This is a genomic window from Botrimarina sp., assembly GCF_040219535.1.
Taxonomy (GTDB): Bacteria; Planctomycetota; Planctomycetia; order Pirellulales; family Lacipirellulaceae; genus Botrimarina.
Genome location: NZ_JAVJSH010000020.1, coordinates 105199 through 124680 on the forward strand (window position 1 = coordinate 105199; position 19482 = coordinate 124680).

The 19482-nt window shown below is 70.7% G+C and carries 18 protein-coding genes and 1 tRNA gene; 7 read left to right on the forward strand and 12 right to left on the reverse strand.

Annotation, left to right across the window (positions count from 1 at the left end; all coding sequences use genetic code 11):
• Positions 1–15: 15 nt before the first annotated feature.
• Positions 16–2268, reverse strand: a complete 2253-nt coding sequence (locus RIC11_RS10685) for a penicillin acylase family protein (protein WP_350211061.1) — start codon at positions 2266–2268, stop codon at positions 16–18.
• A gap of 81 nt (positions 2269–2349) precedes the next feature.
• Between RIC11_RS10685 and RIC11_RS10690 the strand changes: the two genes are divergently transcribed.
• A complete protein-coding gene (locus RIC11_RS10690) occupies positions 2350–3324 on the forward strand; it encodes a carbohydrate ABC transporter permease (protein WP_350211063.1) in 975 nt (324 codons plus the stop codon).
• 63 nt (positions 3325–3387) lie between these two features.
• On the opposite strand, the gene RIC11_RS10695 is transcribed toward RIC11_RS10690, so the two are convergent.
• The 6 genes from RIC11_RS10695 to RIC11_RS10720 form a co-directional block, all read right to left on the reverse strand.
• Positions 3388–5202: a 6-phosphofructokinase gene (locus tag RIC11_RS10695; RefSeq protein ID WP_350211065.1), complete on the reverse strand. Its 1815-nt coding sequence runs from the start codon at positions 5200–5202 to the stop codon at positions 3388–3390.
• Between the two features lie 165 nt (positions 5203–5367).
• Positions 5368–6150 (reverse strand): polyprenol monophosphomannose synthase, encoded by a 783-nt coding sequence (locus tag RIC11_RS10700; protein WP_350211067.1) that lies wholly within the window; start codon positions 6148–6150, stop codon positions 5368–5370.
• A 60-nt stretch (positions 6151–6210) separates the two neighbouring features.
• Complete coding sequence (locus RIC11_RS10705; RefSeq protein WP_350211069.1) at positions 6211–6456, reverse strand: hypothetical protein; 246 nt, start codon at positions 6454–6456, stop codon at positions 6211–6213.
• Between the two features lie 45 nt (positions 6457–6501).
• Positions 6502–6705 (reverse strand): CsbD family protein, encoded by a 204-nt coding sequence (locus tag RIC11_RS10710; protein ID WP_350211071.1) that lies wholly within the window; start codon positions 6703–6705, stop codon positions 6502–6504.
• Between the two features lie 285 nt (positions 6706–6990).
• Positions 6991–7929, reverse strand: a complete 939-nt coding sequence (locus RIC11_RS10715) for an SDR family oxidoreductase (RefSeq protein ID WP_350211073.1) — start codon at positions 7927–7929, stop codon at positions 6991–6993.
• A gap of 37 nt (positions 7930–7966) precedes the next feature.
• Complete coding sequence (locus RIC11_RS10720) at positions 7967–9715, reverse strand: ExeA family protein (protein ID WP_350211075.1); 1749 nt, start codon at positions 9713–9715, stop codon at positions 7967–7969.
• A gap of 219 nt (positions 9716–9934) precedes the next feature.
• Here RIC11_RS10720 and RIC11_RS10725 point away from each other — a divergent pair, with 219 nt between their 5' ends.
• The 3 genes from RIC11_RS10725 (at position 9935) to RIC11_RS10735 (ending at position 12906) form a co-directional block, all read left to right on the forward strand.
• The gene (locus tag RIC11_RS10725; protein ID WP_350211077.1) at positions 9935–10597 is read left to right on the forward strand and encodes a phosphoribosylanthranilate isomerase; all 663 of its coding nucleotides are present in this window, start codon (positions 9935–9937) and stop codon (positions 10595–10597) included.
• 211 nt (positions 10598–10808) lie between these two features.
• Positions 10809–12170, forward strand: coding sequence for an adenosylhomocysteinase (gene ahcY, locus RIC11_RS10730; RefSeq protein ID WP_502879389.1), 1362 nt, complete (start codon positions 10809–10811; stop codon positions 12168–12170).
• Between the two features lie 145 nt (positions 12171–12315).
• Positions 12316–12906: a DinB family protein gene (locus RIC11_RS10735; RefSeq protein WP_350211079.1), complete on the forward strand. Its 591-nt coding sequence runs from the start codon at positions 12316–12318 to the stop codon at positions 12904–12906.
• A 260-nt stretch (positions 12907–13166) separates the two neighbouring features.
• On the opposite strand, the gene RIC11_RS10740 is transcribed toward RIC11_RS10735, so the two are convergent.
• A complete protein-coding gene (locus RIC11_RS10740; protein WP_350211081.1) occupies positions 13167–13736 on the reverse strand; it encodes a hypothetical protein in 570 nt (189 codons plus the stop codon).
• Positions 13737–14065: 329 nt separating this feature from the next.
• On the opposite strand from RIC11_RS10740, the gene RIC11_RS10745 reads away from it, so the two are divergent.
• Positions 14066–14812 (forward strand): ParA family protein, encoded by a 747-nt coding sequence (locus tag RIC11_RS10745; protein WP_350211083.1) that lies wholly within the window; start codon positions 14066–14068, stop codon positions 14810–14812.
• Positions 14805–15848, forward strand: coding sequence for a ParB/RepB/Spo0J family partition protein (locus RIC11_RS10750; RefSeq protein ID WP_350211085.1), 1044 nt, complete (start codon positions 14805–14807; stop codon positions 15846–15848). The genes RIC11_RS10745 and RIC11_RS10750 overlap by 8 nt, the downstream gene beginning before the upstream one ends.
• A gap of 59 nt (positions 15849–15907) precedes the next feature.
• Here the strand turns inward: RIC11_RS10750 and RIC11_RS10755 are convergent.
• From RIC11_RS10755 to RIC11_RS10770, 4 genes are all read right to left on the reverse strand, one after another.
• A tRNA-Pro gene (locus tag RIC11_RS10755) sits at positions 15908–15981 on the reverse strand.
• 91 nt (positions 15982–16072) lie between these two features.
• Complete coding sequence (gene lhgD, locus RIC11_RS10760) at positions 16073–17266, reverse strand: L-2-hydroxyglutarate dehydrogenase (RefSeq protein ID WP_350211087.1); 1194 nt, start codon at positions 17264–17266, stop codon at positions 16073–16075.
• Between the two features lie 47 nt (positions 17267–17313).
• Positions 17314–17805, reverse strand: a complete 492-nt coding sequence (locus tag RIC11_RS10765; RefSeq protein ID WP_350211089.1) for a flavin reductase family protein — start codon at positions 17803–17805, stop codon at positions 17314–17316.
• A gap of 45 nt (positions 17806–17850) precedes the next feature.
• Positions 17851–18177 carry an MTH1187 family thiamine-binding protein gene (locus RIC11_RS10770; protein WP_350211091.1) on the reverse strand — a complete coding sequence of 109 codons (327 nt, stop codon included), beginning with the start codon at positions 18175–18177 and terminating at the stop codon, positions 17851–17853.
• A 220-nt stretch (positions 18178–18397) separates the two neighbouring features.
• On the opposite strand from RIC11_RS10770, the gene RIC11_RS10775 reads away from it, so the two are divergent.
• Positions 18398–19453, forward strand: coding sequence for a DUF1207 domain-containing protein (locus RIC11_RS10775; RefSeq protein WP_350211093.1), 1056 nt, complete (start codon positions 18398–18400; stop codon positions 19451–19453).
• The last annotated feature ends 29 nt before the right edge of the window (positions 19454–19482 follow it).

Genomic DNA, 19482 nt, shown 5'->3' on the forward strand with positions numbered 1-19482 from the left:
GCGTCGCGCCGGCGATCAGCCGTCGGGGCCGCTCGATTGACACCCGACGAGCCGCTTGTACTGGCCGCTCGTCCAGAGGGGGATGTCCGATTTGTACCAGCGGCTGAAGCGGTTCTCGCTGGGGCCCCCGGGCAGGTTGGTCCAGGCCTCGTCGGTCGACAGGTCTGTGACGAAGTGGTAGCTCGGCGCGAAGGTGGATTCGCGGGTGGCGGTCGCCTTGAGGTGGCCTTGGAAGGGGGTCGCGTGGCAGCCGGGCATCGCGGTGCGGGCCGACTCGAACCCCAGCAGCCGCCCGGTGGCGGTCCGGCCCTGCGTAGCCCCGAAGAAGCGGTCGGTGAAGTGGAAGGAGTTCACGTCGGACCATCGCGGCGGCGGCGTGCGGACCGCGCCGCGGGCGACGAGCTTGTCGGCGGCGGCGCGGATCAGCTCATGCTTGTCGCGGTGGGCCCACCAGCTGCTAGTGACCTTCGGCAGCACGCGGTCGATGGCGGTGAGCACGCTTTGCGCGTAGCCGATGCGGGTCGCCAGGTAGATCATCCGCCGCCAGCCGATGCCGCGCTCGTGGCCGAAGATCTCCAGCAGCACCGACTGATAGAAGTTCATGAACAACGCCGCGCCGGCGCTCTGGGCGTCGAACCGGCAGTCCCATTCGGCCAGGCGCTGCTTGACGGGGTGGTCGTCGGGCAGGTGGGCGAGCAACGCGGGAAGCAGGTCGCGGGCGTGGACGCTCGTGACGTCGTACTGCAGCTCGCGCATGTCGGCCAGCGTGGCGCGGGGCAGCTCGGTCAGGCGCTCGTCGATCCGGCGGCGGCGGTAGTCGTGCAGCGCGTGGGAGTGCATCGGCGCGCCGTCGGCCAGGTAGGCCTCTTCGTTGGCCGACGCGACGAAGCCGCGCGGCGGGTCGTACTCGCGCGGGAGCTGCTCGGGCGGGGTAACCCCTTGCCAGTGGCGGCGGACATCCCAGGCGGGCGTCGGCGTGAGGCCCGAGGCGCCGCGTCGCGTGGGGAGCCAGCCGCTGGCCTGCTTGCCGATGTGGCCGGCCGAGTCGGCGAACACCCACACCAGCGACGGGTGCGGGCAGCCCCGCACGCGGTCCATCGCCTCGGCGGCGGAGGCCGAGTGCAGCACGTCGAGCCACACGCCGATCGACCGCCCGCCGCCGGGGCGGGACCCGATCCACGCGACCGACAGGTGGCGCCCCGGCTCGGTCGGCGCGGCGGTCAGCACGCCGACCTCGTTCTCGTAAACAGACTCGACGACTTCGCTGCCCGAGCGGCGGAGGATCCGTTCGCGGCGCGGCCGGTAGTCGAGCCACGCGTCGCCGCGGCGGTACTGCCACGCGCCGTCGCGGTCGGGGTGGGGCCGCAGGTCTTCGATGAAGAAGTCGCTCGTGTTGGCGTGCATGTAGGTCACGCCCCACGCGAGCCGCGGGGTCCGGCCGACGGCCATCAGCGGGCAGCCCGGCAGCGTGGCGCCCATCGCGTACTCCGGCCGCCCCGCGTCGCCGCGCCAGCGGAGCACGGCCTCGTACCAGATGGCGGGCAGGCGGTTGACCTCCAGGTGCGGGTCCGACGCGAGCATCGCCGCGCCGGACGCGCTGCGGCTCGGGGCGACGGCCCACGCGTTGCTGCCGGCCAGGCGGGGCAGGTCGGCGAGCAACTCCAGCGTGTCGTCCGACATCTGCTTGGCGAACTTCACGTCGCGCAGCGGCTCGAAGTCGACGCCATCCAGGTAGGGGCGGAACAGCTCCTTGAGCCGCTCCTCGTCGATGCCCAGTTGGATGAGCTCGAGGATCACCCGCTCGCTCTCTTGCTCGCCCACGGCGAGCCCGGCGAACGACAACAGGTTGCCGATGAGCATCACGGACTCGGGCGTCCAGGGCTCGGGCTGCACGCCGACGGCCCACATCGGCAGCGTCCGCCCGACCTCCTTGAGACCGTCGTTCACGCCGCGGCAGTACCACTCGAGCTGCTCGAGCACCCCCGGGGAGAGCATGCCGACTTCCTCCGCCAGCCGGCGGTGGATGCCCGCCCGGCGGAGGAAGCGGTCCATCTCCAGCATCTGCGGGCGGTCCGCCAGCAGCTCGGCCGCCCGCCCCGCGGCCACGGCCCGGGCGAAGACCATCTGGCTGGGGCGGTCGATCGCGTGCAGGTAGCCCAGGGCGTAGACCGCCTCGAGCCAACAGCCGCACTCCACATGCGGCACGCCCGCGGCGTCCCGCGATGCGGTAAAGTCGACCCTCGACGCCTTGAGCTCCATCGGCTGCATGGCGGCGAGTTTAGGCGCTCACGGGGTTTTCAACTACAGAGGCGGTCGGGGCCGCAGCAGATGTCCAGAGACCAGCCCGAAATGGCCCGCGAAGATGGGCCCCGGCGAGCGACGATTGGGGCTTGGTCACCGGTCCTCCGAGCCCTCCCCTTCCTCGCTCCCTGGGCGGTCGGCTTTCTGGCGCTGGTTGCGTGGCCGTTTGCTGCTTCGCTGTGGTGGAGCTTCACCCGCTACGACCTGCTGTCGCCGCCGCGGTGGGTTGGCTGGCGGAACTACCAGCGGCTCGGCGAGGAGCTCTGGTCCGGAGGGCCCTTCGGCCGCGCGTTGTGGAACACGGCCTACTACGCCGCCGTGAGCGTGCCGCTCTCGGTCGCTCTTGGTGTGGCCTTGGCCGCGCTGTTGGCGCAGGGCGTGCGCGGTGTGGGGGTCTACCGCACGCTCTGGTACTTGCCGTCGGTCGTGCCGGTCGTGGCGACCGCGATCCTCTGGATCGCTTTGCTCGACCCCCAAGCGGGCCTGGCGAACGCGGCGCTCTCGACGCTCGGGGCGCCAGAGCAAGGCTGGCTCAACAGCACGAGCGAGGCCCTCTGGCCCCCGAGCTGGCCCCCGGGGGCCGCCGGGCGGGTGTTCGGCTCGAAGGACGCCCTGGTGCTGATGAGCCTGTGGGGCGTGGGGAACTTTGTCGTGATCTACCTGGCGGCGATCGGCGACATCCCCGAGAGCCTCTACGAGGCGGCTCGGTTGGACGGCGCGGGGCCGCTACGCCGATTCGCAATGATCACCCTGCCCATGCTCTCGCCGGTCATCTTCTTCAACGTGGTGATGGGCCTGATCCAAGCGGTGCAAGCCTTCGCCCAGGTGTACCTGGTCAGCGACGGCGTGGGCGACCCGGCCGGGTCGACGCTGATGCTCTCGCTGCACCTGTTCCTCGCGGCGTTCCGCGACCTGGAGGTCGGCTACGCTTCGGCGATGGCCTGGGCGTTGTTCGTGATCGTGCTGGGCGTGACCGCTTGGCTGTTCGGCACGTCGCGGCGGTGGGTGTTTTATAGGGGGTGAGGGGTGAGGGGTGAGGGACGGGGGACGGGGGACGGGGGACGGGGGACGCGGCGCGGCGGGGGACTAGTCTAGGAGGGCGGCTTCTAGGGCGGAGCGGGCGTCGTCGAGGCGGTCGACTTCGGTGTCGAGGTCGTCGGCGGGCTCCTTACCGGCGGCCTTGTCGGCGCCGCGTGCGGCTGGCTTTGCGGAGGCCTTCGGCCCCGGCTTGGCGGCCAGCTCTTCGGCGTCGAGGTCCTTCATGCTCTCGTCGAGCGCCGGCGAGTTGGGCGCCGAGTCGCGGGAGGCCTTGGCCGCGGCGGCGATCCGTTCGGCCAGTTCGGCCTGGGCGAACGAGAGGTCGGGCAGGCCGCAATCGTCGTCGTCGGAGTCGTCGGGGTCGGCGGCCTCTTCCTCGGCGTTGTCCAGCTCGAGGGCGACCGTTGGCGTTTCGGGCAGCTCGACGGGCGAGCGGGCGGCGGGGGCCTCTGGCTCGCCCTGCTGGTCGGCGTCGACGGCGGGTTGCGGCGGGTTGTCGTCGAGGTCGGCGAGCGGGTCGCCGTGGATGGCCTCGTCGGCCTCGGCCACCAGGTCGAGGACCTCGTCGGCGAGCCGTTCTTCGTCCTCTTCGAGCGGCTCGTCGGCTTGGGCAGACAGCACGGTGGCCGCCACGCCGGGCCCCGGGGTCGGCTGCGAGGACTCGCTGGCGGCAGGCAGCAGAGGCGCCTCGTCGGCCGCGGGCGTCGGCTGCAGGTGCCCGTGGACCAGGTGGGCGGCGGGCTCGAGCCGGTCGAAGATGTCTTGGCCGATCTCGTCGGCCGGGCGGTCGCCGAAGCTGATGCCCAGCGCGCGAGCGGCCTGCACGCCGGGGCCGTGCGGGTCGACCCGGCGGATTTCGTGGACCGCCTCGATGATGGGGACGCTGGTCATCCCGGGCGGCTGGCTGCAGATCATCTCGCCGAAGCGGCCTTCTTTGACCAGACGCACCGCGTGCGCTCCGAACTGCGTGGCGAGCACGCGGTCGAACGTGGTCGGTTGCCCGCCCCGTTGCAGGTGCCCCAGCACGCTCAGGCGGGTCTCGCGGTGCAGGCGGCGTTCGATCTCCGCGGCGACGGCGCGGCCCACGCCGCCGAGCTTCATCTGGGCGCCGTCGTTGGCCTCGCCGACCAGCCCGCCGCCGGGGAGCTCGGCGCCCTCGGCGACAACGACCAGCGTGAACTTTTTGCCTTGGCTTTCGCGGTGGAGGATCTTGTGGCAGACGTGCTCGTAGTTCCACTCGATCTCGGGGATCAGGATCACGTCGCCGCCGCCGGCGATGCCCGCGTGCAGCGCGATCCATCCCGCGTGGCGGCCCATGACCTCGAGGACCATGATCCGTTCGTGGCTGGCGGCGGTCGTGTGCAGGCGGTCGAGCGCGTCGGTCGCACACTCGATGGCGCTGTCGAAGCCGAAGGTGAACGCGGTGGCCGAGAGGTCGTTGTCGATCGTCTTCGGCACGCCGACGACCGGCACGCCGCTCTCGTGGAGCTGCTGGGCGACGGCCAGCGAGCCGTCGCCGCCGACGCAGATGAGGCCGTCGATCGCGAGCTGCGAGATCGTCTGCTTCACGCCGGCGACGAGCGCCGGGTCGAGCTCCTTGCGGTCCTGGATGCCGACCGTCGCGGCGAAGCGGCCCTTGTTGGTCGACCCGAGGATCGTGCCGCCTTGGCTGAGGATGCCGCGGGTGCTCTGCGGGGTCAGGTGGACATACTGGACCGGGTCGTAGAGCCCCTCGTAGCCCTTCAGGAAGCCGACGCAGTCGTAGCCGAGCTGGTGGCAGGCCTTGACCGCGCCGCGGATCACCGCGTTGAGGCCCGGGCAGTCGCCGCCGGAGGTGAGGATGCCGATACGTTTGGTGCTCATGTCCTATCCGGCCGTGAGTTTCGAGTCGCGCCGCCCTAGAAGGCCGCGGCGGAATGGAGGGTCTGCCGGCAAGGCTAGGTCACAACGAACGGCGCGGCGGCGAGCGCCGTCGGTCGACTATCCGTCACAACCGAACCGGGCCGGAGGCCGGGGGCGGCGGGGGTCTCAGGTCGAACGCGATCCGTCGGCCTCTGCCGAAGGCTGCTTGCGATCTCCGAAGGGCGCCGCGGCCGGGCCGAGCCACTCTTGTGCGCCGAGCCGCAGCAGCAGCCCGGCCGCGGCGGACGCCTCGCCGCGGTTGATCTTCGACGCTCCAGCGCGACGCTCGGTGAACGTGATCGGGGTCTCGGCGAACGACGCCCCGAGGCGCTTGAGCCGCCAGAGGATCTCTTCGAGGTACGCGTACCCGCTCGACCGCATCGAGCCGAAGTCGAGGCCGCGGAGTTTCTCGACGCGGTACGCGCGGAAGGCGCCGCTAGAGTCGCGCACCGGCAAACGCAGGAGCCCCTTTGCCGCCACGTTCACGACGCGGCTCATCACATGGCGCCGCCACGGCCAGCCCTCGATCGCCCCGCCGGCGGCGTAGCGAGAGCCGATCGCCACGTCGGCCCGGGCCAGCGCCGCGACTAGGTCGGGCAACCGGTCCGGCGGGTGCGACCAATCGGCGTCGAGCGTGCAGACAACATCGTAGCCCCCGTCGATCGCACGCCGCATGGCGGCGAAGGTGGCCGAGCCGAGGCCCAGCTTGCCCGCGCGGTGGAGCACCTCGACGCGCGGATCACAGCGGGCTCTCTCGTCGGCCCATCGCCCCGTGCCGTCTGGCGAGGCGTCGTCGACGACGAGCACGTCGGCCTCGGGCAGGGCGGATTGGACCGCGTCGACGAGCGTCGGCAGGTTCTCGATCTCGTTGTAGGTCGCTATCGCGACGAGCGTCCGGGGCGCGGCCATCGCAGGATGATGCCGGGGCCGGCGCGACGCGTCGAGGCGGGTCCGGGAGACCGAGGCCCCCTAGGCTCGCTGCGCGTGCGGCTCAATGGGGCCGGGCCGGTCGGGCGCGGGCTCGCTCGGCGGCGGGTCGTGCAGCGGCGGGTCGTGCAGCGGCGGCGGGGCCGGCAGGGGCTCTCCGGGCTGCGGCACGCCCGGCGAGGGGGGCCTGGGCGGCGCGAAGTCGGGCGCGGGATGGGTGGTGGGTGGATCGCCTTCGGCTCTCGGTGAGTCCGAGGAGCGGAAGCCGCGATACATTTTGGTGTCCATAGTCGCGTCAGAAGCGACACGCCGCTTTGGCCTGCCTTTGGTGGGTCAGCAGTTACAGCTCTTCTCGAACTTCGACACCTGCTTCTCTGCTTCTTCTCGAGCGATTCCGTAGCGCTCTTGGACGGTTCCGACGAGCTGGTCGCGCTTGCCGTCGATCCGGTCGACATCGTCGTCGGTGAGCTTGCCCCATTGCTCTTTGACTTGACCCTTCGTTTGGGTCCATTTGCCTTGGATCTGATCCCAGTTCATTTGGGTAGGCTCCGTTTGATTGAGGAGGCGTTTCTCGCTTGCCTGGTGGCTTTGTGTGCCTGGAAGCCACTAGGCAAGCGATGTGCCATCCCCGCGGTGGCAAACCTAACTTGCAGCGCACAAAGCAGTTGCGGCCCAGCGCCTACCCGATCCGCCGCGGCGGACAGGTGGCGCCGTATCGATCAGCCCGACGCCGTGGCAATCAGGCGGCTGCCGTCGGCGGGCATTGGGGGCGGGAACGGCGCGGGTCGATCCCGCGGCATCGGCGGTTCGTGAAGAGCGCCCTCAGGCGGCGATCGATCGGTAGTAGTCGATCGATTGCTTGAGGCCGTCGGCGAACGCGACCCGCGGCTCGTAGCCGAGCAGCGTGCGCGCGAGGGTGATGTCGGCGAGGCTCTCGCGGATGTCGCCCGGCCGCGGGTCGGCGAAGACCGGCTCGAGCGTCGTGCCGGCGGCGGCGTTGATCGCGTCGATCAGGTCGAGCAGCGTGGTGTGCCGCCCCGTGCCGATGTTGATCACGCGGCCGCTCGCCTGGGGCGCTTCGGCGGCGAGCAGGTTGGCCCGGACCACGTCCTCGACGAAGACGAAGTCGCGGCTCTGCATGCCGTCGCCGAAGACCGTCGGCCGCTCGCCACCGAGCATCTTCGTCACGAAGATCGGGATCACGGCGGAGTACTCGCTCGCCGGGTCTTGCCGCGGGCCGTAAACGTTGAAGTAGCGGAGCGCGACGGCCTCGATCTCGAACGAGGCCGCGAACGCCTGGCAGTACAGCTCGCTGGCGACTTTGCTCGCCGCGTAGGGGGAGAGCGGCTTCGCCGGGTCGGTCTCCCGTTTCGCGGCCGATAGCTGGTCGCCGTAGGCGGCGGCCGACGCGGCCATCACCACGCGGCGCACGCCGGCCCGTCGGGCCGAGTCGAGCACCTGCACCGTGCCGGTCATGCAGGCCGAGTGCGACTCCATCGGCGTGCGCAGGCTCGCCGGCACGGAGGCCATCGCGGCCTGGTGGAACACGAGCTCCGCGCCGTCCACGGCGCGGTCGACCGCGGCGGCGTCGGCCACGTCGCCCCGGATTAGCTCGACCTGCTGGCCCAGGTGCGCGAGGTTTCTCGGGTAGCCGGTGCTGAGGTTGTCGAGCACGCGGACGCGGTCGCCGCGCCGGGCCAGAGCGGTCGCGATGTGCGAGCCTATGAACCCGGCGCCGCCGGTCACCAAGCAGAGTGCCATAGCTGTCTCCCTGTGTGAGGACTACAGCTTAGCACGGTCAGCCCTGCCGGAGGTTCGCGAACAGCTGGCGGTAGTCTTGCCGGCACGCGGACGACTCGAGCTCGGCGAGTGGCTCGTCCGGTTCAACCAGCACGATCGGGTCCTCGTCGTCGTCGGCCCGGTCGTCGGGGTCGTCGAGGCCGACTCGCGCGGCGATCGGAGATTCTTCGTCGCCGACCGGCTCGCGGCGCTGGAGCGACGGGGCGTCGGCCGCCACCGCGACCGGCGCGACCTCGGCGGGATCGGCTTCGGCCACCGCGGCGAACGCCTCGGCCAGCTCGTTGCGCTTGCCGTGGGAGACCTTGGGCGCCGCGGGGATGACCCGCTCGGCGTCGGCGAACGGGTCGACGACCAGCTCCTCTTCGTCGAACTGCTCGTCGAACGGGTTCGGGGCGGTTGCCGGCGCCCCCTTGGCGGCCTGGGGTTCGCCAGCAACGGGCGACTCGACGGGCGACTCGGCGGGCGACTCGTCGGGGGCTCGAAGGGCGTCGCCGATGGGCTCGTCGTCGTCCTCGTCCATGAGGGTGTCCTCTTCCTCTAGGTCCGCGTCGGCGGCCGCCAGGTCGGCGGCAAACGGGCGGTCCTCGGCCGGATCGTCGTCGGCGCGGTCACGCTCGGCCGCCAGCGACGGGAACGCGTACGAGACACACTCCTCGTCGTCGGCGGGGGCCTCGTCGCTCGGGTCGGCCGAGCGCTGGCCGGTCGCCCGGTGCAGCCGCTTGTCCGCGTCCCACACGCCGGAGGTCGCGCTCGGGGCGAAGCCGCGCGCGGCGGCCGCGGCGGCGCTGACCGCTTCGGCCTCGGCCTGGAGCACGTCGCCGAGGTCGTCCTCGTCGTCGAGCAGCCCGAACTCGACCGACGAGTCGTCGTGCGAGCCGTGTGCTTCGGGCGTCGCGGCGGCGGCGAAGCGGGTCGACGCGGGCGACTGCCAGGGCGCGGCCAACTGGTGCAGGTCGGACCACGCCGCGCCGATCGAGGCGGCGTCGAGCCGCGGCCGGCCCTGCTCCACCGACAGCACCATCGCCCGCTCGCCCACCTGGTTGATCAGCCGCGGCAGCCCGTCGGTGGCTTGCCACATCGCCTGGTACGCGTCGTCGGCCAGCAGCTGGTCCGGGTCGCCGCCGGCGGCCGCCAGGTGCGCCCTCAGGTACGCGGCCGTCTCGTCGCGGGTGAGGGGCTCGAGGTAGCAGCGGGCGACGAGGCGCTGGTTGAACGCTTCGAGCTCCGGAGCGGTGAACGCCTCGTCGAGGGCGTGGCTGCCGGCGAGCACCAGGCGCAGGCGGGGCAGTCCGTTCTGCGCGACGTTCGTCAGCAGCCGCAGCTCCTCCAGCAGCCGCACGGGCAGCGACTGGGCCTCGTCGACGAGCAGCGCGACGGCGCGCGACTCGCCGTCGGTCGACAGCAACGCGTCGCTGAGCGACAGGCGGAGCTCGCCCTCTTCGCGCTGCTGGTACGGGCGGCCGAGGCCGTGCAGGATCGCCTGGAGCAGCGCGCGGCGGGTGCACAGCTGCGCGCCGGCCAGCCGCACGACACGCAGCGACGCGCCGAGCTCGCTGCAGAGCGCCTCGATGAGCATCGACTTGCCCACGCCCGGCGCGCCGATCAGCAGGGCGGGGCCGTCGCCGCGGACCAGGCACTGCACGAGCCGCCGGCGGGCGGCCTCGGCGGCGGCGCTCGCGAAGTAGCGGTCGACCCGCGGGTGGGTCGGGAAGATTCGCTCACCGGAAGCGAGAATCGGCGACGGCATAGCGTTACACTCCAAAGCGGCGGACCCGAGGCCGCTGGCTCCACGCCCGACGGCGGCGACGCACGGGCGGCGCGAGCCCACACGACCGTCATTGCCATCGGCGCCCCGCGGCGCCCCGCTTAACTCGGACACGGCGCCGGCGCCGGTTGTCGCCGCGCCGTGCGGGATGGCGCACATAGGTACACATCACGCCGCCACGCCGCGAACGCCCGATCCGCCGTGTTTCGAGTCAAGATCTGCGGAGTGACCACCCCCGCCGACGCGGCCCAAGCGGTCGCCGCCGGGGCCGACGCGATCGGGCTGAACTTCTACGCGAAGAGCCCCCGCTGCGTGAGCGTCGAGGCCGCGCGCGACGTGGCCGACGCGGCTCGCGGCGCGCTGCGTGTCGGGGTGTTCGTCAACGCGTCGGCGGGCGAGATCACCGCCATCGCCGTCCTGGCCGGGCTCAACGCGATCCAGCTCCACGGCGACGAGCCCGCGTCGTTGCTGGCGGAACTGCCCGCCGCGTTGCCGGTCGTCCGCGCTGTGCGGGTCGGCACGGAGGGCCTCGCTCCGGCGCTCGAGTGGCTCGAACAGGCGCGGCGGTTGTCGAGGCCGGTCGCGGCGTTGCTGGCCGACGCGGCCGCAGCCGGCGCGTACGGGGGCAGCGGCAAGACCGCCGATTGGCGGGTGCTGGCGGAAGAGCGGGGCCGGCTCGGCGAGACCCCGCTGGTGCTAGCTGGCGGGCTGACGCCGGAGAACGTCGCCGAGGCGATCCGCCTGGTCGCGCCGGACGGCGTCGACACCGCGTCGGGGGTCGAGCAGTCGCCGGGCCGGAAGGACGCCGACAAGGTCGCCCAATTCGTCCAGCGGGCCGCCGAGGCTTTCGGAGCTGCCCGGTGACGGCGCCCGCCGGCGTGCGGTTCTGAGGCCTGTGGGACGCGTCGCAAGGCGATTTCAGCGGTTGAGCACCACCGGCGCCGCCGCCTATACTGCTGCGCTTACCCGCCTGAGAAAGTGAAGGCCGCACGACGCGGCCCCCCGGCCCCTTGGCTCCTCTGCCCGGCCGGGACCGAGAACGTTTCTTCAACGACCCCCCGACGGAGGCCCGCCTGTGGCGACCCTGACGACCGAGAAGCTCCCCTACAAAGTCCTCGACTGCACGCCCGAGCGGTTCGAGGAGCTCGCCGCGTTCGGCCGCAAAGAGATCAACCTCGCCGAGAACGAGATGCCGGGCCTGATGGCCCTGCGTGAAAAGTACGGCAAGGACAAGCCGCTGAAGGGGGCTCGGATCGCCGGCTGCCTGCACATGACGATCCAGACGGCCGTTCTGATCGAGACCCTCATCGAGCTCGGCGCGGAGGTCACCTGGAGCAGCTGCAACATCTTTAGCACGCAGGACCACGCGGCGTGCGCGATCGCCAAGGCGGGCATCCCGGTGTTCGCTTGGAAGGGCGAGACCGAGGAAGAGTTCGACTGGTGCATCGAGCAGACGCTGTTCGCGTTCCCGTCGGGCGAGCCGCTCAACATGATCCTCGACGACGGCGGCGACCTGACCGCCATGGTGCACGACCGCTTCCCCGAGCTGCTGTCGAACATCAAGGGCCTCTCCGAGGAGACCACCGCCGGCATCCACCGGCTGGAGGTGCTCAACCGCAAGGGCCGCCTGGGCGTGCCGGCGATCAACGTCAACGACTCGGCCACGAAGAGCAAGTTCGACAACCTGTACGGTTGCCGCGAGTCGCTGGCCGACGGCGTCAAGCGCGCCACGGACCTGATGCTGGCCGGCAAGGTGGCAGTCGTGTGCGGCTACGGCGACGTCGGCAAGGGCTGCGCCCACTCGCTGCAGCGCTACGGCTGCCGAGTGATCGTGACCGAGATCGACCCGATCAACGCGCTGCAGGCGGCGATGGAGGGCTTCGAGGTCACGACGATGGAACAGGCCTGCAAGGAGGGCAACCTGTTCGTCACCACGACGGGCAACAAGGACATCATCCTCGGCGAGCACATGGTGCACATGGCCGAGGACGCGATCCTCTGCAACATCGGGCACTTCGACACCGAGATCGACGTCAAGTGGCTCGAGAAGCAGGTCGCCGACGGCAAGGCCACCAAGGTGGTCATCAAGCCCGAGAAGGAGGGCGCCGTCGACCGCTACACGTTCAAGGACAGCGGCCGCTCGGTCATCGTGCTGGCCAAGGGCCGCCTGGTGAACCTCGGCTGCGCGACCGGCCACCCGAGCTTCGTGATGAGCACCTCGTTCACGAACCAGACGCTCGCCCAGATCGAGCTGTGGAACAACGTGGGCGAGTACGAGACCAAGGTCTACATGCTCCCCAAGCGGCTCGACGAAGAGGTCGCGCGGCTCCACCTCGACAAGCTCGGCGTGAAGCTCACGAAGCTCACCGAGGAGCAGGCCGAGTACATCGGCGTGCCGGTCGAGGGCCCCTACAAGCCGGAGCACTACCGGTACTGAGTTAGGCTGTAGGCTGTAGGCCTTAGGCCGTAGGAAGAAAGAGCATCGATTAGCCCCCGGTCAATGACCGGGGGCTATTTCGTGCGCGGGGCGCCGTTTCGGGTAAGCTTCACAGCGTCACCACGCCACTTGTCCGGAGTCCGCCATGCACCGCGTCGCCGCGTTTGCCGCCCTCTTGTTGTTCGCCGGTGCGATCGCGCCGGCGGCCGAGCCGCTCGACCTGCCCGAGCCTCCCGAAGAGAAGAAAGAGTGGCGGGCCTCCGGCGAGCTGGGCGAGCTGCTCACCGCGATGGCCGAAGCGAGCGCCGCGTCGCGCGAGGTGTTCGAGCCGCTCACCGCCGAGCAGCTCAACTGGCGGCCGCCCAACGGCACGCACACGCCGCGTTGGAACGCCGAGCACATGGCGGCCACCCAGCTGATGTTCTTCTCCCAGATCTACGCCCAGCTCGATCCCGACCGCCACGAAGTGGTCCGCATCAACCCCGAGCAGATGCCCGACGACTACCAGCCGGCCCACCCCGACTGGGGCGGCGAGCAAGAGGCCGCGCAGATGGAAGCCATCTCCGACTACGTGCAGGGCCACGCTTACTTGCTGGAGGGCCTGCCGCTTGACGAGGCGGCCCCCGGCAGCCGCTGGACGCCGCGCCGGCTGCTGAAGCGGATGGAGAGCCACTACGACGAGCACACGGCCAACGTGAAGAAGAAGTTCGAGCTCGAAGGCTGGCCAGCGGAGTGAGCCCCCGCCGTCGACCCTAATCGCGCGAAGGGCGCCGAGCCGCGCCCGTAAGGAAGCGACCAACGGCTAAACGTCGTGCTCGGTCGCTTCCTTACGGGCGCGGCTCGGCCAATCTCTGCTACTCAATCTTGTGCTGTCCGCGGGGCCGCCGCGGTGTTCCATAGGGCCATCGCGGTGTTCCACGTGGAACGACCCTGCGGCCAGCGGGATTGGGGTGTTCCACGTGAAACCGGCGCCCTGGGCGGCGGGCGCCGGATGTTTCACGTGGAGCGCGCCGCGCGGCGTTTGCGGAGCCGGCGGTCGGCCCAACAGTTGACGACGACCACCACCGGTCGGTGCGCAATTGCCGCCACGGCCGCCAGGACGATGAGCGCCGCCGCCGTCGTGGGTCGCAGCAAGCCGGCCGTTTGCATCAAAGCGAGGAGGATCGAGAGCGGGACGACACTCGCCAGGAGCATCGCGATTGTGAGGCGCGGACGGCCTGTGCCGCGGCGGACGGCCCGCCGCGCTTCGCGGATCGCGTGCACCGCGCCAGCGGCTTCGCCGACGATCACCGCGGTGACGACGTAGCAAGCCGACACGGCCGACCGTAGCGGATCCGACTCCCACGGATCCAAAGCAGCAGAGAGCCACAGTGGCGCTGTGGCGGTGATCGCTGCGGCTGCCCCGGTTGTCATCGCCACATGGAGAGTCTCTCGCCGGACGCCGCTTATCGACCAGCTGAAAGCGGCGAGGGGGATGAAGATGAGGAAGACCGTGGCGAAGTAGACGAACGCTACGCCGAACACTACGGCGGCGGCGACGACACAGCCGAGTGCGGCGAAGAGCAAAGCGAGACTGTCTTCAAAGTTCGATCTGCTAAGAATCCATAGGAGCATGGCGCCAGTGGCCAGGAGGCCAACCACGAGTACCGCCCCAGCCGAGAAGGAGGCCAGCCAGAGCCCAAGCAACACTGCCAGCCGCACCCAGTAATCACGTGGCGACGGTGCGAGGCCAAGCTCTCGTGGCGGATTAGGCTCTGCGGCCTCGCGGCAAGTCGGCGGTCGCAAGCCGGCGCGTGTCCCCGGCGATTCTGCCATTCCCCCTCCCGGCGCCCCCTCCTAAACTCCGCCCCCCAAAGCTCCCTCAAGCCTGCCGCCTCCAGCCTCCAGCCTCCCCCATGGGCCGCGTCTTCTGTATCGCGAACCAGAAGGGGGGCGTCGGCAAGACCACCACGGCGGTGAATCTGGCCGCGGTGCTGGCGACCTCCGGCCGCCGCACGCTGCTGGTGGACCTCGATCCCCAGTGTAACGCCACGAGCGCCGTGGGCGGCGAGCCGACCGCTCGGCACCCGCTGGTGGAGCGGTCGCCGCTGCGGGACGCGGTGGCGGCGACCGGCGTGGAGTCGCTCGAGCTGCTCCCGGGGAGCCGCAGCTTCCACGACGTGGACCACCTGGCCCAGGTCGACGGCGGCGAGGCCCGCTTGGTGGCGGAGCACCTGGCGTCGAGCCTCGGCGTGTACGACTGCGTGCTGGTCGACTGCCCGCCGTCGCTCGGCGCGCTCACGCAGACGGCCCTGGCGACCGCCGACGAAGTGCTGATGCCCCTGGAGTGCGAGTACTTCGCGATGGAGGGGCTCACGCAGATGATCGAGCTGATCAAGCGGGTGATGGCCCGCCAAAACAGCCGTTTGCGGTTCGGCGGGATCCTGCTAACCAAGCACGACGACCGCCTCGAGCTGACGCACGAGGTCGAGCGCGAGGTGCGCGACTTCTTCGGCGAGATCGTGTTCGACACGGTCGTGCCGCGCGACGTCGCCCTGGCCGAGGCCCCCAGCCACGGCCAATCAATACTTGACTACGATTGCCGCTCGCGCGGAGCGAGGGCGTATATCGAGGTGGGCATGGAGGTCCTCCAGGATGAGTAACCAACGCCGATTGGGTCGTGGGCTAGAAGCCCTGTTGGGGCGTTCGCTCGAAGAGGGCCAAGCGCCGATCGGCGCCGCCACGCCGCTGGTGCCGGCCGGCGCCGCCGAGCCGGCAAACACGAGCGCGCCGGGGTCCCCGGAACCGCCGCCGGCCACCGAGGAAGCCGCCGAGGACGACGGGGTCATGACCCGCGACCAGGACGGCCAGCGCTGGCTCGACTTGGGCGTGATCGAGCCGAACCCCTACCAGCCGCGCAAGCGGTTCGACGAGGAAGAGATCGCCGACCTGGCGGACAGCATCCGCGAGCACGGCGTGCTGCAGCCGCTGGTGGTCCGGCGGGTGGACGGACGCTTCGAGCTGATCGCCGGCGAGCGCCGCTTGCGCGCCGCCCAAGCGGCCGGCTGGCAGCGGGTGCCGGTGCAGGTGCGCGACGTCGACGACCGGCAGACGGCCGAGCTGGCGATCGTCGAGAACCTGCAGCGCAAGGACCTCAACCCGATCGAGAAGGCGACCAGCTTCGAGCGCTACCTGCGCGAGTACGGTTGCACCCAGGAGGAGCTGGCCGCGCGCGTGCACATCAACCGCTCGACGGTCGCCAACCTGGTGCGGCTGCTCGACCTGCCGGACGACGTGAAGTCGCTGGTCGTCGAAGGGGAGCTCTCACAGGGCCACGCGCGGGCGCTGCTGGGGTTGCCCGGCGACGAGCAGAGCCGATACGCGAAGCGGGTGGTAGGCGAGGGCCTATCGGTCCGCCGCACCGAAGAGCTGGTCCAGGAGCACGGCGCCGCCGCAGCCGACGACGAGCTGCGTGTCGTTGGCCAAGACGGCGTGAGCCGCCCCTCGGCGCCGACCCGCGGCGAGCAGCTCGCCGCGCTCGAGACCGAGCTGACCGCGGCCCTCGGCGTGAAGGTGAAGCTCACTCAGAACGCCAAGGGCGCCGGCAAGGTCACGCTGCACTTCGCCGACGGCGAGGCGTTCGAGCGGCTCCGCAGCGTGCTGACCGCCGTGCCGAAGCCGGCCGCCGAGGCTGCCTGAGCGCGGCCCCAGCGAGGCGAGGTCGTGGCGAAGCCAAGCCGAGCCCGGCAGAAATCCAGTCGGGGCGACACGATTCGAACGTGCGACCTACTGCTCCCAAAGCAGTCGCGCTACCAGGCTGCGCCACGCCCCGTGATCTGAGCCAGACATCGTACGTCGCCGAGCGGTTCACGACAACGATGGCTCTCGATTGGTGGGGGACTCACGAAATCCGCGCGCCGTTGCTAGTCGACCAGCCGGTCGACCACCAGCGAGCCGATGTTCAGCGAGGCCGTCGCCGCCGGGCTGGGGGCGTTGAGCACGTTGACGACCCGGCCGTTCTGCTCGATCAGGAAATCGTCCACCATCGACCCGTCGGGCAACACGGCCTGGGCGCGGACGCCGGCCGGCGCCGGCACGAGCGCGTCGGCGGTGATCTCGGGCACGAGCCGCTGCAACGCGCGGACGAAGGCCGCCTTGCTCGCGGAGCGCCACATCTCCCCCGCGCCCATCCGCCAGTGCTTGGCGGCCAGCTTCAGGAACCCGCCGTAGCTGAGCGACTCGGCCAGGTCCTTCACGTTGAGCGTGGTCTTGCCGTAACCCTCCCGCGCGAGGGCGAGCACCGCGTTGGGGCCGCACTCGACTCCGCCCTGGATCATGCGGGTGAAGTGCACGCCGAGGAACGGGAACGCGGGGTCGGGAGTCGGGTAGATGAGGTTACGGCACAGGTGCTGCGCGGAGGGCTTCAGCTCGAAGTACTCGCCGCGGAACGGCACGATCTTCGCGCCCGGTGTTGCGCCGCCCATTTTGGCGACCCGGTCGCTTTGCAGCCCTGCGCAGTTGACCGCTCGGTCGGCGGCGAAGTCGCCGGCCGTCGTGGTGACGACCACCTCGGCGCCGGCTTGCTTGAGGGCCGTCGCCCGGGCGCCGGTGACGACGCGGCCGCCGGCGGCGAACAGCTTCTCCGCCAAGCGGCGGCACACCGCGCCGTAGTCGACGATGCCGGTCTCCGGCACGTGGATCGCCGCCACGCCCGCCGTGTGGGGCTCGAGCTCGGCGAGGCGCTCCACGCCGATCCGCTCGCACCGCACGCCGTTGGCTTGGCCCCGCTCGTAGATCTTCTCCAGAGCCGGAACCTGCTCGTGGTCGACCGCGACGATCACCTTGCCGCAGAGCTCGTAGGGGACGCCCTCCTGCTCGCAGAAGGCCTCCATCGCGCGTTTGCCCTCGCGGCAGTTGATCGCCTTCAGCGAGCCGGGCTTGTAGTAGATGCCCGAGTGCAGCACCCCGGAGTTGTGGCCGGTCTGGTGCCGAGCGACGGCGTCTTCTTTTTCGAGCACCACGACGGTCGATCCGGGGCGACGCTCGACGAACCGCCAAGCCGTGGCGAGGCCAACGATTCCGCCGCCGATGACGACGAGGTCCGTGTGGTCGGGCATGCTCGCAACCGCCCTGGTGGCGGGCTTGGGTAGTGGAACGGTGGGCTTCAGTAGTGGTCCGCACGATTGCGGACGTGGACCATCGGCCGGGCGTCGCCCCGCAGCGCGCCGCCGGTCACGTGGGCCACCACGACGCGGTGGTCCGACGCGTCGACCCCGGCCGACGCGCGGCACTCCAGCACCGCGAGCGCCGCGGCCAACGCCGGCGCGCCGACGGCGGTGGGCTCGGTGTCGATCCCTTCGAACGCCGGCTGGCCCGGCTCGAAACCCTTGCCGAAGTGCTTGAGCAGCCGCTTGTCCCCCTCGGCCACCACGTTCAACGCGAAGGGTTCTCCGGCCTCGATCCGCTGGGCGACGTGGCGGCCGGGCTTGATCGCGAGCGAGATCATCGGCGGCTCGAAGCCGGCTTGCTGCACCCAGCTCGCCAGCATGCCGGTCGCGTTCTCGCCCGCGCCCACGGTGAGGATGTAGATCCCGCTGGGCACGCGGCCCAGCGCTTCGTAGAGGCCGCCGCTCGGTTTGCTCTCTGAGTCACTCAATTGTCCGCCCCGTTTGCTAGCGGTGCTGTCGAGTCGTTGATCGGGTCAATCGGTGTGCGGGGTCGCCTTGCCGAGCTTCTGTTCGACGCTCTGGACCTTCGACCGCAGGCGGCCGCTCTGCCCGGCGCGGTAGTCGAGCTTGGCGGAGCAGCTCACCCTGTCGCTGTCTTCGGCGAGCAGCTCGACGCACCGCCGCATCAGGTCGAGCACGTCGGGGAGCTCCCCCTCGACGATAGTGCCCATCGAATGCAACTCGTAGGGCAAGCCGCTCTGGTCGATCAGTTCGACGCACCGCGCGACCTGGCCGCTGACGCTCTGGCCCACGCCCATTGGCACGACGCTCATCTCTAGCAGCACCATAGGGGGCTCCAAATCGGCGGGGTGGAGGGGGGGCGGATCGTCCGTTTCGACTCTACCGGTTGTAGGGATATTGCGGGCTGGCGTCGAGGGGATGCGAATCGTAAGTGGCTTCGCCGCAGCAGCTTACGATTCGTCAAGTCTGCTATGTCGAGTGACCGATCTAACCGCTACGCTCCGCACGACTGGCGGCCGGCCGACAGGTGGGCTCGCTGCGCACCCGTTCACCGTCGAAATGCCCACCCGACTCCCGACCGCCGCCCGGCTGCTGCTCGTCGCGCTGGCGTGCGGCGTGAGTGCTGCGACGTCGGCCCGATCTCCGCGGGTCGATCCTTTCGTGGAGGCCGTCCGGCTCGCCGAGCGGCCCGTCGTTCAGACTTCCGCGACCAGCGGCGCCTTGGCGACCGATCACGGCCTGCTGCCGCCGGCCTACGGCGTTGAGGGCGGCTTCGAGCCGCTGCCGGTCGCCGCGCCGCCGGTGGGGGCCGTGGCGGGCTGGGGCTACGATTCCGGGCCCGGCTTCGGCTGGCAGTTGATGCCGGACGGCCTGATCTACCGGAGCTACCTCGCCGGCCCGCGCGAGCCGCGGCTCGCTCTGCACTCGTTCAACAACCGCACCCCGATACAGAAGAGCGAGAACCTCTGGGACGCGACGCTCGGCGGGCGTCGGGGCATCCTCCGCTACGGCGACTACGACCCCGTCAGCCCGGTCGGGTGGCAGCTCGATCTGGAAGGCGCCGCGATCGTTCGGCTCAACCTGGACGAGAACCGCGACGTCGACGCGTCCGACTTTCGCTTCGGCGTGCCGCTCACCTACACCGCCGGCGACGGCGTCGCGTACAAGTTCGGCTACTATCACGTGAGCAGCCACCTGGGCGACGAGCTGATCGCCCGCACCGGCGTGAACAACCGGGTGAACTACGTGCGCGACGCGATCATCCTCGGCGTGTCGCGGCACGTCACGCCCGACCTGCGGGTCTACGGCGAGATGGCGTGGGCGTTCTTCACCGCGGGGGGCGCCGAGCCGTGGGAGTTCCAGTTCGGCGCCGAGTGGTCGCACGCGGGCCCGACCGGCTTCGCGGGCACGCCGTTCCTAGCGACCAACGCGCACCTGCGCGAGGAGGTCGACTTCGGCGGCGACTGGACGCTGCAAGCGGGCTGGCTGTGGCGCGGCGACACCGGGTCGACGCTCCGCGTTGGCCTGCACTACATGAACGGCCAGAGCACCCAGTACCAGTTCTTCGACCGCTGGGAAGAGCAGATCGGCGCCGGCCTCTGGATGGACTTCTGAGGCGGTGACGCGCGACGCGTGAGGCGGTT